This window comes from Lactovum odontotermitis, from assembly GCF_054658595.1.
Map to the genome: position 1 here is coordinate 52,525 of NZ_BAAGGQ010000011.1, position 16,450 is coordinate 68,974.

The 16,450-nt window shown below is 48.7% G+C and carries 19 protein-coding genes; all 19 read left to right on the top strand.

Features of this window, described 5'->3' with window-relative positions; genetic code table 11:
• The 19 genes from ACYQ2E_RS07305 to ACYQ2E_RS07395 all read left to right on the top strand — a co-directional run bounded on the left by ACYQ2E_RS07305 (position 1) and on the right by ACYQ2E_RS07395 (position 16,434).
• Positions 1-297, top strand: coding sequence for a BMC domain-containing protein (locus tag ACYQ2E_RS07305; protein WP_460017412.1), 297 nt, complete (start codon positions 1-3; stop codon positions 295-297).
• Between the two features lie 200 nt (positions 298-497).
• Positions 498-848: a BMC domain-containing protein gene (locus ACYQ2E_RS07310; protein WP_460017413.1), complete on the top strand. Its 351-nt coding sequence runs from the start codon at positions 498-500 to the stop codon at positions 846-848.
• Between the two features lie 74 nt (positions 849-922).
• Positions 923-2,341 carry an aldehyde dehydrogenase family protein gene (locus ACYQ2E_RS07315; RefSeq protein ID WP_460017414.1) on the top strand — a complete coding sequence of 473 codons (1,419 nt, stop codon included), beginning with the start codon at positions 923-925 and terminating at the stop codon, positions 2,339-2,341.
• 48 nt (positions 2,342-2,389) lie between these two features.
• Complete coding sequence (gene cutC, locus ACYQ2E_RS07320; RefSeq protein WP_460017415.1) at positions 2,390-4,936, top strand: choline trimethylamine-lyase; 2,547 nt, start codon at positions 2,390-2,392, stop codon at positions 4,934-4,936.
• 213 nt (positions 4,937-5,149) lie between these two features.
• A complete protein-coding gene (cutD, locus tag ACYQ2E_RS07325) occupies positions 5,150-6,103 on the top strand; it encodes a choline TMA-lyase-activating enzyme (protein ID WP_460017416.1) in 954 nt (317 codons plus the stop codon).
• Between the two features lie 170 nt (positions 6,104-6,273).
• Positions 6,274-6,636 carry a BMC domain-containing protein gene (locus ACYQ2E_RS07330; protein ID WP_460017417.1) on the top strand — a complete coding sequence of 121 codons (363 nt, stop codon included), beginning with the start codon at positions 6,274-6,276 and terminating at the stop codon, positions 6,634-6,636.
• Positions 6,633-7,094, top strand: a complete 462-nt coding sequence (locus ACYQ2E_RS07335) for a EutP/PduV family microcompartment system protein (RefSeq protein WP_460017418.1) — start codon at positions 6,633-6,635, stop codon at positions 7,092-7,094. Before ACYQ2E_RS07330 ends, ACYQ2E_RS07335 begins: the two co-directional genes overlap by 4 nt.
• Positions 7,087-8,214 carry a 1-propanol dehydrogenase PduQ gene (locus ACYQ2E_RS07340; RefSeq protein WP_460017419.1) on the top strand — a complete coding sequence of 376 codons (1,128 nt, stop codon included), beginning with the start codon at positions 7,087-7,089 and terminating at the stop codon, positions 8,212-8,214. The genes ACYQ2E_RS07335 and ACYQ2E_RS07340 overlap by 8 nt, the downstream gene beginning before the upstream one ends.
• 15 nt (positions 8,215-8,229) lie before the next feature.
• Positions 8,230-8,847 (top strand): hypothetical protein, encoded by a 618-nt coding sequence (locus tag ACYQ2E_RS07345; RefSeq protein ID WP_460017420.1) that lies wholly within the window; start codon positions 8,230-8,232, stop codon positions 8,845-8,847.
• Positions 8,837-9,664 carry an ethanolamine utilization protein EutJ gene (gene eutJ, locus ACYQ2E_RS07350; protein WP_460017421.1) on the top strand — a complete coding sequence of 276 codons (828 nt, stop codon included), beginning with the start codon at positions 8,837-8,839 and terminating at the stop codon, positions 9,662-9,664. Before ACYQ2E_RS07345 ends, eutJ begins: the two co-directional genes overlap by 11 nt.
• 12 nt (positions 9,665-9,676) lie before the next feature.
• Positions 9,677-9,973, top strand: coding sequence for a EutN/CcmL family microcompartment protein (locus tag ACYQ2E_RS07355; protein ID WP_460017422.1), 297 nt, complete (start codon positions 9,677-9,679; stop codon positions 9,971-9,973).
• 13 nt (positions 9,974-9,986) lie between these two features.
• A complete protein-coding gene (locus ACYQ2E_RS07360) occupies positions 9,987-10,691 on the top strand; it encodes a cupin domain-containing protein (protein WP_460017423.1) in 705 nt (234 codons plus the stop codon).
• Positions 10,692-10,704: 13 nt separating this feature from the next.
• Positions 10,705-11,217 (top strand): BMC domain-containing protein, encoded by a 513-nt coding sequence (locus ACYQ2E_RS07365; RefSeq protein ID WP_460017424.1) that lies wholly within the window; start codon positions 10,705-10,707, stop codon positions 11,215-11,217.
• Positions 11,218-11,253: 36 nt separating this feature from the next.
• Positions 11,254-12,900: an acetaldehyde dehydrogenase (acetylating) gene (locus tag ACYQ2E_RS07370; RefSeq protein ID WP_460017425.1), complete on the top strand. Its 1,647-nt coding sequence runs from the start codon at positions 11,254-11,256 to the stop codon at positions 12,898-12,900.
• Between the two features lie 14 nt (positions 12,901-12,914).
• The gene (locus ACYQ2E_RS07375; protein WP_460017426.1) at positions 12,915-13,637 is read left to right on the top strand and encodes a phosphate propanoyltransferase; all 723 of its coding nucleotides are present in this window, start codon (positions 12,915-12,917) and stop codon (positions 13,635-13,637) included.
• 74 nt (positions 13,638-13,711) lie between these two features.
• On the top strand, positions 13,712-13,993 hold the full coding sequence (locus ACYQ2E_RS07380) for a BMC domain-containing protein (protein WP_460017427.1): 282 nt from the start codon (positions 13,712-13,714) through the stop codon (positions 13,991-13,993).
• An 80-nt stretch (positions 13,994-14,073) separates the two neighbouring features.
• Complete coding sequence (locus tag ACYQ2E_RS07385) at positions 14,074-14,355, top strand: BMC domain-containing protein (RefSeq protein ID WP_460017443.1); 282 nt, start codon at positions 14,074-14,076, stop codon at positions 14,353-14,355.
• A 151-nt stretch (positions 14,356-14,506) separates the two neighbouring features.
• On the top strand, positions 14,507-15,865 hold the full coding sequence (locus tag ACYQ2E_RS07390) for a 4Fe-4S dicluster domain-containing protein (protein ID WP_460017428.1): 1,359 nt from the start codon (positions 14,507-14,509) through the stop codon (positions 15,863-15,865).
• Between the two features lie 11 nt (positions 15,866-15,876).
• Positions 15,877-16,434 (top strand): BMC domain-containing protein, encoded by a 558-nt coding sequence (locus tag ACYQ2E_RS07395; protein WP_460017429.1) that lies wholly within the window; start codon positions 15,877-15,879, stop codon positions 16,432-16,434.
• Positions 16,435-16,450: the final 16 nt, after the last annotated feature.

Sequence of the window (16,450 nt, forward strand, 5' to 3'; positions counted from 1 at the left end):
ATGAGATATTACGGTGGTGAAGCTCTGGGGTTGATTGAAACAATTGGACTGACCCCGGCGCTGGATGCGGCGGACAAGATGCTGAAAGCCGGAGATGTGAAACTAATTTCTTATGAAAATATCGGCTCAACTCTGGTGACGATTATGGTAACTGGAGACGTAGCGGCTGTGAGAGCAGCTGTTGATGCCGGTGCACATGCTGCAGCGGCAATCGGCAAATTGACGGCGCAGAATGTTATGCCTCGGCCGATTCAAGCGGTGGGCGATATCGTCTCGGTTCACGATATTGACTCATAAAAGATGTGAAGCACGCCCGGTTTGAAGCGTAAGAATTATGGAAATCGCGGTTCTGCCTGCAAGGCAGGTTCCGATTTATCCCACGGTGGTGGGGAAAGCGATCTGTAAGCGGCTGAAGCCGCAACAGCCTGCTTTTCTAATTCTTTAGCTTCAGGCGTGCTGAACTCAATTAAAATAATTATAGAGAAAGGAGAGTTCAGATGGAAAATTATCAGGCCATTGGCTCTATAGAAACTTTTGGTTTGGTTTTTGTACTTGAAGCAGCTGATGCGATGGTAAAGGCTGCCAATGTGAAGGTCATCGGTTATGAAAATGTCGCCTCAGGTTATATTTCTGTGATTGTACAGGGCGATGTTGATGCTTGTGAAACGGCAGTGACAGCGGGTGTGAAAGCGGTCAACGATATGGGCGCAGAGGTTTACAGCTCTGTCGTTATCCCGAGACCGCGACAGGAGCTGAATAAGATTATTGACCGTTATGCCTTAGAGGTTCTGCTGCCGGCGATGGATGAAACGAATGAGGCAGATGAGGCGGCAGACAATGAAGAATAAAGAAACCAGGGTCAAATACGCTCACCCTATTTGGCCGAGTGCACGCTCGAATGCAGTTTCGGGAGGTAAAGTTTATGCAATATATTGATAAAGACTTAAGCTCAATTCAAGAAACGAGAAATCTTCTGGAGAATGCACAGCAGGCCTTCTTGATGCTCAATCAGTATTCTGCTGACGAGCTGGACAAAATTTCTTCGGCTGTGATGCGGGAACTCTCGCTGAATATCAGTCGTTTTGCGACGGAGCTGACAGATGAGAGTGCCGTGGGCTGCCCGGAGGCTGAAACTCAGCTTTGTACGCAATTTCTCAAGGCGTTTAAAGAGAAAATTCAAGGTCAGAAGTATGTGGGGCTGCTGGAAGGAAGTGTGCAGGCGCGTGAAATGTCTGTCGGCATGCCGCTTGGCGTGCTTGGTGTGATTCTGCCTGAGACAACGACGCTGGCGCTGCTTGCAAATATTGTACTCATTACGATTAAGTCAGGAAATACAGTGGTTTTTCTGCCGAATGAAAAGAGTAAAGAGTCGGTTTTCCGTATTATTGACGAGATGTCTAAAATGGCTGCGGATGCGCATCTGCCAACTGGCGCGATTGCTTGTGTCAGTACGGTGACTTCGCTTGCGGTGCAGGAAATGATGAATAATCCTTATACGGCACTGATTCTGGACGTTGGTCGTCCGGAGTATGCGCATGGAAATGACAAGAACAGTAAACCGTTTATTTACGGCGGTGTCGGCTCAAGTCCTGTTTTTATTGAGCATTCGGCGGATTTGGAAAAGGCGGCCCAGGATGTGGTTGAGAGTCGTGCTTTTAATCATGGCATTCTGCCTGCTGCAGAGCAGTTTCTGGTGGTTGAAAATTCTGTGGTGGAAGAAGTGAAAACTTTCATGAAAAAGTATGGTGCTTATTTCATGAATAATGAGGAGGAAAAGCGCTTACTTGCTTTCATCAAGGTTTCGAAAGACTGGAAAGTCAATAATTATGTCGGTAAAACGGCTCTCTGGCTGGCTGAAAAGGCGCAGATAAATGTGCCCGCAGGCACACTGGTGCTTGTTTCTCTGCAGGATTACATGTGTGAGGACAGTGTCTACAATGAAGAGCTTGCCTGCCCGCTCATTGCCTTTTATCAGGAGCCTGACTGGCTGCATGCCTGTGAAAAATGCCTGAATATTCTGCGGGAAGAAAAAATGGGACATACCTTGACGATTCATTCCAGGAATGAGCAGGTTATCAGAGAGTTTGTTCTGAAGAAACCGGTGGGACGGGTGATTGTAAACGCGCCGACTGTCTTTGCAGCAACGGGACTTGTGTCGAATTTGCCTCCGTCCATGCTGCTCGGGGGTATCTCCACTGGGCGAGGTCAGAGTGCTGGCAATATTACCCCGAAAGACCTTACTTATGTTAAAAATGCTGGCTTTGCTTCGGAAGATTCTGGAAGTAATGACAGTCATGCTTCGCAAGATACACTTAATAAAGTTTTGGAACTATTTGTCTAAAAAATAATGCAAAGATAGATTCTTTGTAGAAAGAGAGAGAAAATATCAATGGATATGAAAGAATTTCAGGCTAAACTGGCTGAGGCGACGAAAGACTTGACGCCTAATGAAAAACAGTCTTTAGCAAAAATGTTCGAATCTGTTTCAGAAAAAATCACTGGAGATGATGAGGCAACTGTTCATGTTGCTTTCGACAATGACGGCTCAACAGATGTTCCCGACGGGATGACGCCAAGACTGAAGGCTTTGAAGGACAATTACCTGAAACAGGTTCCGTCCATCACGACTTATCGCGCACGCGTCATGACGGAGATTGCAAGGAAGAATCCCGGCATGCCGAAAATTGAACTGCGTGCGAAGGCTTTCCGCAAGAGTTGTGAAACGGCTCCGCTGGTCATTCAGGACAATGAGCTGATTGTTGGTGCCCCTTGCGGTGCGCCGCGTGCAGGTGCGTTTTCGCCTGATATTGCCTGGCGCTGGATGCGTGACGAAATTGATACCATCGGCACTCGTCCTCAAGACCCGTTCTACATTTCGGACGCTGACAAAAAGGTCATGCGTGAAGAGCTGTTCCCATTCTGGGAGGGACGCTCACTGGATGAAATCTGTGAAGACCAGTACCGCGAGTCCGGCATGTGGGAGCTCTCTGGCGAGTCATTCGTCTCTGACTGCTCTTATCACCAGATTAACGGCGGCGGCGATTCCAACCCTGGTTACGATGTTATCTTGATGAAAAAAGGCATGCTTGACATTCAGCAGGAAGCCCAGGAGCATTTGAAGAAACTGGATTACGGCAATCCGGATGATTTGGAGAAGATTTATTTCTACAAGTCCATCATTGATACAACCGAGGGCGTTATGGCATATGCACGCCGCATGTCAGAATATGCAGCACAGTTAGCCGCGAAAGAATCGAATCCAAAGCGCAAAGCTGAGCTCGAAGAAATTTCACGCATCAATGCGCATGTGCCTGCTCGCAAACCAGAAACATTCTGGGAGGCGATACAAGCTGTCTGGACCATTGAATCTCTTCTGGTTGTTGAAGAAAACCAGACGGGTATGTCAATCGGCCGTGTCGACCAGTACATGTACCCTTACTTCAGGAAAGACCTGGACGAAGGCCGCATGAACAAGTATCAGGCCTTTGAGCTGGCCGGCTGTATGCTGATTAAGATGTCGGAAATGATGTGGATTACCAGTCAAGGCGGTTCAGAATTCTTTGCCGGCTACCAGCCCTTTGTCAATATGTGCGTCGGCGGCATTACACGTGACGGTCGGGATGCAACGAATGAGCTGACTTATCTGCTGATGGATGCAGTGCGTCATGTCAAGATTTACCAGCCGTCATTGGCCTGCCGTATCAATAACAAGTCGCCGAAGAAATATCTGGAGAAGATTGTCGATGTTGTCCGTGCGGGAATTGGTTTCCCGGCTTGTCACTTTGACGATACACATATTAAAATGATGCTGGCTAAGGGCGTTTCGATTGAAGATGCGCGTGATTACTGTCTGATGGGCTGTGTAGAGCCGCAGAAATCCGGACGTCTCTATCAATGGACTTCAACGTCTTATACACAATGGCCGATTTGTATTGAGCTGGTGCTCAATCACGGTGTTCCGCTCTGGTACGGCAAGCAGGTCACGCCTGACCTCGGTCAGCTGAGCCAGTTTAAGACTTATGAAGAATTCGATGCAGCGGTCAAAGAGCAGATTAAATATATTACAAAGTGGACGGCTGTCGGTACTGTTATTTCGCAGCGTGTCCATCGCGATGTGGCGCCTAAACCTCTGATGTCCATCATGTTTGAGGGCTGTATGGAGCACGGTAAAGACGTTTCTGCCGGCGGTGCCATGTACAACTTCGGTCCTGGTGTTGTCTGGTCAGGTCTGGCAACTTATACAGACTCTATGGCGGCTATCAAGAAACTTGTCTTTGATGATAAGAAATATACTCTGGAAGAGCTCAACCGTGCGCTGGTGGCTGACTTTGACGGTTATGACTCAGTACTTGCAGATTGTCTGGCAGCGCCTAAATACGGCAATGATGATGACTATGCTGACTTGATTGCAGGTGACCTGATTAACTTTACGGAAGAAGAGCATCGCAAATACCGGACACTTTATTCAGTTTTGAGTCACGGGACTTTGTCAATTTCCAACAATACGCCATTTGGACAGATGACAGGCGCAAGCGCCGGCGGGCGTAAGGCTGGCAAGCCGCTGTCTGACGGTATTTCTCCATCACAGGGTATGGACATTAAAGGCCCTACGGCTATTATCAAGTCTGTTTCCAAGATGGCGAATGACAATATGAACATTGGTCTGGTGCATAATTTCAAGATTATGGCTGGACTTCTGGAAAATCCTCAGGGCCGCGAGAGTCTGATTAATCTGCTGAGAACCGCAAGTATTCTGGGGAACGGCGAAATGCAGTTCAACTATTTGGACAATAATACGCTGATTGAAGCTCAGAAACATCCGGACCAGTATCGTGACCTGATTGTCCGTGTGGCTGGCTACAGTGCTTTCTTCGTTGAACTTTGCAAGGATGTTCAGGATGAGATTATTTCTCGGACGATGCTGACGGATATTTAAGATGTGAAACACGCCCGTTTTGAAGCGTAGCGATTTAGGAAAATACGGTTCTGCCCGCAGGGCAGGTTCCATTTTATCTAATCGCCTAGCTTCAGGCGTGTTGAACTCAGTTACATTCCGAGAGGAAAGTTAAAAGCGAGGCGCGGCCATAGTGCTGTGTGAATGTCATTCAACGGCCTATGGCGGAGCCCCTTGCCCAACGAAAGGAATGAAATGAAAACAGAAACAACGAGTACTCATGAGCGTCAAATCATGGTCAGTAATATCCAGAAATACAATGTTTATGACGGTCCGGGGATTCGTACGATTATCTTTTTCAAAGGTTGTCCTGTGCGCTGTAAGTGGTGCGCAAATCCTGAGGCACTTTCTTTTCATCCGGACATCATGTATAAAGAGACGCTTTGTACGCCTCATGCGGCCTGTGCTGCGACTTGCCCGCTGGGGCAGATTTGTTTCGCGGCTGACGATGAGGAGCATCCGATTGATATAAGAAAGCTGGAGAAAAAGCCGACAGAGGTCAAGACTGAGGACTGTCCGCGTGGTGCGGTCACGATGGTTGGGGAAATGAAAACCATCCCAGAGCTGCTGAAAATCATTCACGAGGATGACGCTTTCTATGATATTTCCGGCGGCGGTGTGACGCTGAGCGGTGGTGAATGTACGGCCCAAGACGGTGCACTGGCATTGCTCAGAGCTTGTAAAGAAGACGGGCTGAATACAGCCATTGAAACCTGCGGTTTCACGCCGACCAAGAAGATGCTGGCGATTGCAGAATATGTTGACCTTTTCCTATATGATATCAAGCAGATGGATTCGAAGCGCCACAATGAATTGACCGGCGTGGGAAATGAAAGAATTCTGCATAATGCTGAGGAGCTGCTGAAAGGCGGATTCAATATCAAAATCCGCATGCCGATGTTAAAGGAAATTAACGACAGTCATGAAGAAATTCAAGCAGTGATTGACTTTTTGACACCATACAAGGATTTTCCGAATTTTCAGGGAATTGACCTGCTTCCTTATCACAAATTAGGCGTGAATAAATATAAGCAGCTGGGAATAGATTATCAGATTGAGGGAGACCCGAGCCTGTCAGAAAAAGATTTGGACAGAATTGAAGGCTGGATTTCAGCTTATAATTTTCCAGTTAATGTGATTCGTCATTAAGATGTGAAGCACGCCCGCTATGGAGCGTAGAAATTTAGGAAATCGCGGTTCTGCCGCAGGCAGGTTCCGATTTATCTAATTTCCTAGCTTCAGGCGTGCTGAACTCAGTTACATAAGATGTGAAGCACGCCCGCTATGGAGCGGAGATGAGCTCAATTAAGGAGGTTTTTATGGATGCAGATAAAATCTCATCAGAAGAGAAAATACAGCGATTTATTGAGGAATCTGTTCCAGGAAAACAAGTGACGCTTGCACATGTGATTGCTTCGCCGATTCTGTCGGTTTATGAAAGTCTGGGAATTGAGCATCGTGGCGCGATTGGGATTCTGGCTCTGACGCCTTATGAGTCGGCCATTATCGCGGCAGATGTGGCTAGCAAGGCTGCGAATGTCGAGATTGCGTTTCTGGACCGTTTTACTGGCTCTGTCCTGATAAACGGGGATGTAGAGAGTGTTGAGACGGCTCTGCAGGCTGTGGTAAGCTTTCTGCATGATTCGCTCGGCTTTTCTGCCATGGCTTTGTCTCGCTCATGATGAAAAAACGAATTATGGTCATTGGCCCCCGAAACAGCGGAAAAAGTGAGCTGGTCAGCTATCTGGAGAAACGGGAAATTAGCTCGTTTCCGGGCAATATTGTCTATTATGAACAGACGATTCATGTTCCGAGCTCTTATATTGAGTGTCCCTGGATGTTCAAGCACATCATCGCGGCGCAGCAGACGGCTTATCTGGCTGTCATGATGCTGGGAACGGGTAAAAAGAAAAATACTTATCCGCCTCATTGTGTTTCTTCTCTTCTGATTCCGGTGTTTGGAGTGGTGAGTGTTGATGTAAAAAAAGCTGAAAATGCCCAGGCCATTCAGGCTTGTCAAAAAGAGTTAAAGGATGCAGGTGTGGCCAGGCGTTTCATCGTTGATTTCAGCAATGAGAACAGTCTGCAGCCGCTTATGAGCGCAATAAAAACACTAGATAAGGAAAGTCAAAATGAATGAATTCAGTCTAAAACCAAAATTTTTCTTCGGGCACGGTGCAATCAAAGCTCTTGCTGAGCTGCCGATTATGAAAGCCTACATCATTTGTGACCCTTTTATGGTTGAAAGCGGACTGATTGACGAAGTGACAGGGGCTCTGAATGAAAGAGCTGCTGACTACAAAATTTTTTCAAGAGTGGTGCCTAATCCGACGATTGAAGTCGTCTCTGAAGGGTTCGCTGAAATCAGTTTGTTCCAGCCGGACACAGTGATTGCTTTCGGCGGCGGTTCGGCAATGGATTCGGCCAAGTCAATCCGGAAAGTTTATGCGGAATCGATGAAAGTGCCTCAGCCTTGTCTGGTAGCGATTCCCACTACAAGCGGCTCTGGCAGCGAAATGACATCTGTTGCGGTGATTTCTGATTCGAAGAACAATCAGAAAATTCCTCTGCTGGATGATTCACTGCTGGCAGATATTGCAATTCTGGACAGCGTGTTCACCTTAGGCGTTCCTAAAGTGGTCACAGCGGATGCGGGAATGGACGTGATGACACATTGTCTGGAAGCATATGTGGCAACTGGCGCCAATGATTTCACGGATGCCTGTGCGGAGAAGTCAATGCAGATAGTCTGGAATTATTTGGTGAAAACCTACAATACGGGTGAAAATGTCTATGCCAGAGAGCGCATGCACAATGCGTCGTCGCTGGCTGGGATTGCCTTCAACGCTGCGGGTCTTGGCCTCTGTCACGGCATGGCGCACGCAATGGGCGCATTCTTCCATGTAGCACATGGTCGTCTGAACGCCATTCTTCTGCCGCATATTATCCGCTACAATGCGAGATGTGCGAGTGCTCAGGAAAATTATACGCTGAACCGCTATGCGAGAGCGGCGGAACTACTGGGTCTGACGGGCTTGAATTCGACAGAAAAAACGATTGCATTGATAGACGGGATTCGCTCGATGATGCATGAAATGAACATGCCGGAAACGGTCACGGCTGCTGGAATTGACAGGAATGATTTTCTGGACAGAATTCCGGACATGGTTGAGCGGGCACTGGCAGATGACTGTACCAGCACAAATCCCCGAACACCGGCACGCAAAGAAGTCGAGGAAATTTATCGGAGTTTGTTATGACGAAAAGAGAACATTATGAAATTTCTGACAGAATATGATTTAAGATTAAAATATCAGGAACATCCATTTGACGATTTCACCGTGACTGGAGAAACACGATTAACACCAGGCGCGCGGCAGTTTCTCATTGATAGAAAAATAAAAATCATTGATGAGAAAGAAGAGAAAGAGAAATTTCAAAAAGATGTCTTGAAGAAAAACAAAGACCCCATTTCAGTGGGGAAGAGTAATGAAGATGGTCTGGCGGCGCTTGACTGGCTGCTGTTACGCAGCGAAATCCTGAACTCAGCTGCGCAGACAGAAAAGACAGACCTTTTGCTGGCGCAAGAACTGTGTGCGCTTCAAGAGTGTCTCTCCCTGTTCTCGCAAGGCTGTGCGTTCACGTTGCCGCAGCCGCCGCAGCCAGCCCGGGCAGTGGATGAAAAATGGCTGGAAGACAGGCTCTCCTCGGTTTCCATGTATCTTCAGTCTACCAACGGTGTCATTCTAACAGTGCTTTATTCATTGTATTTCAAAATGAAAAAAATCGAGCTTCACGTCACTGGCGAAAGAAAAGTGGACTTTAGGAGCTTTAGCGACTTTATCGCTCAGCTTATCGCTCATTATCTAGAAGGGAGCGGTTATGAAAATTAAAAGCTGCGACGACTATGTTTCAGAGTTTGAAAAGGACGTGAAAAAGCCGGTTAAGGGCACTTCTGAGGTTTATCTGACCGGTGTCGACCTGGGAACCGCCTGCATCGTGCTCGTCGTCACTGATGACAAGCACAATATCGTGGCAGGCAGCTACCAGTATGCGGATGTTATCCGCGACGGCATGGTGGTTGACTACATTGGGGCGATTCAAATCGTTAGGGAAATGAAAAGCAAGCTGGAAAAGGAGCTGGACACAGAGCTGCTTTACGCAGCGGCTGCGATTCCTCCTGGGACTATAGCTCTGGACGGCGGAGCAATTAGAAACGTTGTTCAGTCAGCCGGCTTTGAATTAACTGCACTGCTGGACGAGCCGACGGCTGCGAACACCATTGTTCACTTGGAAAATGGGGCAATCGTAGACATTGGCGGCGGCACAACAGGCATTTCAATTCTTAAAGATGGAAAGGTCGTCAAAGTAGTCGATGAGGCAACCGGAGGAACGCATTTCTCGCTGGTCGTCTCAGGTGCATACCATTTGCCCTTCCCGGAAGCGGAGCTTTTCAAGAGAGACAAGAAAAATCACAAGGAGCTGCTTGCAGTGCTAAAACCTGTGATTGAAAAAATTGCCTCGATTATTCTCCGGAACATTGACGGCTACGATGTCAAAGAGCTTTATCTGGTCGGCGGCACGAGCTGTTTGACTGGAATTGAGGAAGTCGTTGAAGCAGCGACTGGCATCAAGACGATAAAGCCGAAAAATCCGATGTTCGTCACGCCGATTGGCATCGCCATGAATTGCAGTGAAGAAATCATGTAGAAGGAGGATGAAATGATAGTAGCAGAACTCGTTGACACGATTTGGGCCACCAGAAAATCAGAGCTCCTAGAGGGCATGAAGCTTCTTCTGGCCGAGATAAAAGGCGGCAGCCGCGCCGGAGAAATGCTGGTTGTGGTTGACTACATCGGCGCAGGTATTGGAGACCGGGTGATTATCGTTGAAGGCTCCAGTGCAAGACGAATGATGGAAGACGACAATGTCCCGGTTGATGCCGCAGTCGTTGGAATCGTGGACGAAAATTATGATGAGGTTAAGAGAAAATCATCATCAGAGCATTTACCAAAATAGGAGGGAATAATAAATGTCTCAGCTTATTTGTAACGCAGATATCGAAAATCTGCACAAGGAAGGAAAAAATGTTTGTCAGATTGCCTGCGGCACGATTATCACACCGTCTGCAAGAGATTTGGCCAAAACATATAACATCAATTTCCAGGAGTGCTGCGAGACTGGAAACTGCAGCACAGGAAATTGTGCGCCAGAATGCAGCAGCACTGGAAAATCAGAAAGCTCAAGCATACTAACAGGCCTGCGCCAGCTTCTCGCCCAGCAGAATGTCTCAGTTGACGACATTCACCAAGTCTTCAAAAACTGGCTGGAAGATGACTTGCAGACAAACGGCGCTCAGCAGCCGCCATTCAAAGCCTGCGCCCATTCCAACGGCTTGAAAGTCGTCGACGGAAAAAGCGTCAGAATGGATGATTTTGACACCGGGAACAAAGACGCCGTCGTTCATTTCCAGGAAGTCGTCGGCAAAGACGAATCCAAAATGAGCGCAGGCTTCCTGAGCATTGACCACTCCAGCTTCGACTGGAAACTCACTTACGAAGAAATTGACTACGTCATCGAAGGCACACTCTGCGTGACCATAGACGGCAAGCAGTACTGCGCAAACCCAGGCGACGTCGTCTTCGTCCCAGCCAATTCACAAGTCGTCTGGGGCTCACCGAACCATGCCAAAATCTTCTACACGACCTACCCATCCAATTGGGCAGACCTGATGTAAGGAGGCAGCCAGAATGCAAGCACTTGGAATGATAGAAACAAAAGGTACACTCGCCGCAATTGAAGCGGCAGATGTCATGCTGAAAACCGCAGATGTCCGTCTTTTGGACAAAAATCACGTCACCGGCGGTCTGATAATGATTAGTGTTGTCGGTGATGTGGCCGCAGCAAAAGCGTCTGTTGATGCAGCAAAAAGCGCAGTTGAAAAGCTAGGAGACAATCTCCTGTACGGAACCCACGTTATTCCTAGACCAGACGCACAGCTCGAAGGTATCCTGAAAAAAGAAACGAAAGTAACCCCTGATGAAAGTCAAGACGAAGAGAAGACGGCAGCTAAAGAGCCCATAAGCCTAGAAGAAGCCATCGCCTCCAAAGACAAGACAGCCATTCAAGAACGCTTAGAAGAAACAACCCTAGCAGAGCTGAGAAAATTCACCGAAGCCCATGAAATTGACGTTCCTGACTTAGCAAAAATCACAAAGAAAAAATTGATTGAAATACTCGTCTCGGAGCTCACAGAAGGCTAAAAGACATTTAAATTTCAAAAGAAAGGAAGAAAATAAATGGGAACAGAAACAATAGACGTTGACCTTTGCTCAATACAAGAAAGCAGAAATCTGGCCCGCAAAGGCGCCGTCGCTGCAGAAAAAATCTCGGCCTACTCCCACGACCAGATTGACAGAATTCTGCAAAGCATGGTAGAAATCATCGAAGAAAATGCCTTCTACCTCGCAGAACTCGCCGTTGAAGAAACAGGCTTCGGAAAAGTCGAAGACAAAGCCTACAAAAATCACATGGCCGCCAAACTGCTTTACGACGAAATCAAAGACCAGAAAACAACCGGGATTATCTCCTCAAACAAGGAGCTGAAAACCTTCAGCGTTGCCGAGCCGATTGGACTCATACTTGGTGTGACCCCGTCCACAAACCCGACCTCGACCATCATCTATAAATCAATGATTGCCATCAAAGCCCGCAACGCCATCGTCTTCGGCCCGCACCCCGCAGCCAAACGCTGCTGCTACGAAACCGCGCAGCTCCTCTGCAAAGCCGCCGTCGCCGCAGGTGCTCCGGAAGACATCATCGGCTGCGTCTCACAACCGTCGCTGGCCGCAACCAACGAACTGATGCACGCCAAAGAAGTCGGCCTCATCATCGCTACAGGCGGCCCCGGCATGGTCAAATCCGCCTACAGCGTAGGCAAGCCAGCCATCGGCGTAGGCGCCGGTAATTCACCCGCTTACATCGAAAAAACCGCCGACGTACACAAGGCAGTCGCAGACATCGTAGCCAGCAAAACCTTCGACAACGGCACCATCTGCGCCTCCGAGCAATCAGTCATCTGCGAAGAAGGCAACATGGAAGAAGTCGTCCGTGAATTCATCGCCCAAGGCGGCTACTTCATGAGCGAAGACGAAACAAACAAAGTCTGCGCGCTCCTATTCAAAAACGGCGGTCACGCCATGAGCGCAAAATACGTCGGACGCGCAGCCGCAGAAATTGCACACGACGCCGGCATCAGCGTCCCAGCCGGCACAAAACTCCTCATCGGGCGCCAGGACGGCGTCGGCGAAGGCAACCCCCTCTCCTACGAGAAACTAACCACAGTCCTAGCCTTCTACGTCGTGAAAGACTGGGAAGAAGCCTGTCATCTCAGTATCAGCTTGTTACAAAACGGCATTGGCCATACGATGAGCTTACACACCAACGACCCCGAGATGATTTTCCGCTTCGCAATGAAACCAGCCTCAAGAATCCTCATCAACACAGGCGGTACACAGGGCGGCACAGGATTAAGCACAGGCCTGCCGATAGCCTTCACATTAGGCTGCGGCACAGACGGAGGCAGTTCAGTCTCTGAGAACGTGGGACCGAAACACCTCATGAACCTGAAAACCGTCGCCTACGGCCTCAAAGACCTCTCAACACTCGTGCAGAACGACCAAGTCTTCCAGTCACTGCCAAGAAGCTCAAAAGCAGTCACCACAGTCACCCCGCTTGCAAAAGACTACTTCGCAGCCAGCGAAAAACAAACAAGCTGCACAACAGCCGCTGACTGCAAGAGCATCAGCATCTTAGAAGAATCGCCGCAGGAAATCCAGGAAAAATTCGAGAACGGCGCAGCCAATCAAGCCCAGCCGATTACAACAACATCATCAGCCAGCGAAGACATCGTCCGCGCAGTCCTCGGCAGCCTGCAGAATAAATAGAAAGGGGCAGGAAAATGGAAGATTTTGAAGAAGTACTGAGAATACTGACAGAACAGCTGTCAGGCGGAGGGAATTTCGGAGCCACTGGAGCTCCAGGCGCTTCCGGCACCTCACAAGTCTCAACCGAAGAAGCCACAGAAATAAAAGGCTCCGTGATAGAAAGAGGCTTCAGCGTGCCGCTGGGCGTGTCCAACCACCACATCCACCTGGCAAAACAGGAAGCAGACATCTTATTCGGCGAGAACTACCAGTTCCACATATTGAAGAACTTGTCTCAGCCCGGACAGTACGCCAGCAAAGAAACAGTCACACTCTGCGGACCCAAAGGAAGAATCGACGGCGTCAGAATTTTAGGCCCATTGCGTGAGCAGACCCAAGTAGAAATCTTTGCCGCTGACTGCTTCAAATTAGGCGTCAAAGCACCGATTCGACTCTCCGGAGACCTCGCAGGCACACCCGGCATCACCATCGTCGGCCCTCAAGGCTCCGTTGCGATTGACTCAGGCGTCATGGTAGCCAAACGCCATGTCCACATGCTGCCGAGCGATGCAGAATACTACGGCGTCGTCGACCACCAGAACGTCTCAATCGAACTTGAAGGCGTCCGCGGCGGCATCCTGAGAAACACCATCATTCGAGTCACCAACACCTCGAAACTCGACTGCCACCTCGACATCGAAGAAGCCAACGCCCTCTGCCCCAACGGAACTAATAAAATCCGAATCATCGCTGAATAAGTTAAAATGTGAAACAGCCCTGTTGAATTCAGTTAAAAAGATAACTTTACATAAAACAAAAAGGAGAAAATTCAATGCAATACGAAGCACTAGGAATGATTGAAACCGAAGGATTAATCGGCTCAATCGAAGCAGCAGACGCCATGGTCAAGGCAGCCAACGTCACCCTGATAGGCAAAGAATACAGCGGTGCCGGACTCGTTACCGTCATGGTACGCGGCGATGTCGGCGCCGTCAAAGCCGCCACAGACGCAGGAGCCGCCGCAGCACAACGCGTAGGAAAACTCATCTCCGTCCACGTCATCCCACGCCCGCACACAGAAGTAGAAGACATCCTGCCTACATTAGATAATTAATTTATCACACACCAAAGCCAAAAAACAAAATAAAAAGAGAATGGCCGAGCGCTTGCGCGAACGCTATTCCAAGGAGAAAAATCATGCAAGAAGCACTAGGAATGGTAGAAACCAAAGGATTAATCGGCTCAATCGAAGCCTCAGATGCAATGGTCAAAGCCGCCAACGTCACACTAATCGGCAAAGAGCACATCGGCAGCGGCCTCGTCACCGTCATGGTACGCGGTGATGTCGGTGCCGTCAAAGCAGCCACTGATGCAGGAGCAGCCGCAGCACAACGTGTCGAAGAATTAATCTCCGTCCACGTCATCCCGCGCCCTGATAACCAGGTAGAGGCAATTCTGCCGAAAATTAAAAAATAATGTAATCCCAAAAAACTCAAACTAAAATTTTACCATTTGCTCATCATCATCAACAGCAGACAGCTCCACTGATGATGAGCACGCAATTATTATTTATTCAAATTACACAGACTGTCAAATTATTAGACAAAAGTGAACACGAGGTGATTTTATGTCTCTCTTAACTGAAATTGAAAATGCAGGCGTCGTCGGCGCAGGCGGAGCCGGATTTCCCACTCAGACCAAGCTCAACGCCACAGCCGAATATTTTATCATCAACGCCGCAGAATGCGAGCCGCTCCTGAAAAACGACCACTATGTCATGGACAACCACGCCAAGGAAGTCGTACAGGCAATCCTGATGGTCAAAAACCTTCTCCAGGCCGAGCACGCCGTCATTGCCACAAAAAATTATTACACCAGAGAAATCCGAAGCCTGGAGAATGCGATTAGCGAAGCGAATGCAGACATTGAGCTGCACCTCATGGAAAATTTTTACCCGGCCGGCGATGAGCAAGTCATGGTTTACGAAGTCACAGGACGCGTCGTTCCGCCCGGCGGTATCCCATTAATGGTGGGCTGTGTCGTTTCAAACGTCACCACAATGTTCAATGTTTATCAGGCGGCAGCTGAGCAGAAACCCGTTACGCGCAAGCAAATGACCGTCACAGGCGAAGTGGGCGCACCGACTCTGCTGGATGTTCCAATCGGCACGCCGTTTGACAAATGCCTGGAAGCCGCCGGCGGAACGCCACTTTCAAACTATCTTTTCATTGACGGCGGCCCGATGATGGGCAAAATCTTTGACCAGGACGAACTCGGCGACAAAGTGGTGACAAAAACCACGTCAGGGCTGATTGTAAAAGAAGACTCAGGTTATCTCAGCAAGCTGAAGCATCAGACGCTTGAGCAGATTTTCACATTAGCCAAATCCGTCTGCATGCAATGCACACTATGTACACAAATGTGCCCAAGACAAAATTTAGGACACCCTGTCTTTCCTCATAAAACCATGCGCTATTTCGGCGGCTCACCCACTTATGACAACATTGACTATAACGACGTCAGTGCCGAAATTCTGCGCAATGCACAAATCTGCAGCGAATGCGGCATCTGTGAAGTCATTGCATGCCCTATGGGCCTTTCCCCTAGGCAGGTCAATAAGCATGTCAAATCTGAGCTTGCGAAGCTCGGTGTAAAATACCATACTGAGCAGACAGAGTTTATCCCCGACCCCATGCGTGATTTCCGCGGCGTCGCACCCAAGAACATCCTGATTAAAATGGGCCTGACCCAGTACGCCGACTACACACTCACCGAGATGAAAATCCTGCAGACAGACGAAGTCTTCATCCCGCTAAGCATGCACATCGGAGCACCCTCCGTCCCAGTTGTAAAAGAAGGTGACTGGGTAGAAGAAGGCAGCCTCATCGCAGCGAAACCGGAAAAAGCCCTCGGCGCCAACATCCACGCCAGCATCACAGGAAAAGTTGTCAAAGTCACAGGACAACTTATCCATATCAAAAAGTAGGAGGTAGACTTGTGATTATAGATACACTAGGATTTTTAGAGCTAAACAGTATAGCCAAAGGAATCGAAACAGTAGACGCCATGCTGAAAGCCGCAGAAGTTGAGCTCATCTACGCCAAAGCCAGCTGCCCCGGCAAATATTACATTTTAATCAAAGGAGACACCGCCTCAGTCAATCAGTCCATCCATGAAGGAATCGGCCTCGGCTCTGCCTACATAGTCGGCAGCCTGGTACTGCCGCGCATCGACGAACAAGTCATCAGAGGCATCAACCAGACAGAAGTCATTCCCGATGAAACAAATGCCGTCGGCGTACTGGAATATTACTCCTGCACAGGCTCTATCATTGCTGCGGACGCAGCCGTCAAAGCAGCGGACGTCAGTATCATGGCCCTGCGCCTGGCAACTGGACTGTGCGGCAAATCATATGTTGTCGTAACCGGTGACACAGCGGCCTGCCATTCTGCCATAACTGCCGGTGCGGAAGCAGCCAAAGACGAAGCTCTTATGATTAACCAAGTCGTCATTTCAAATCCTCGAAAAGAAGTTTTTGAAAGTCTTGTATATTAATAAATAGAAGTAGGGA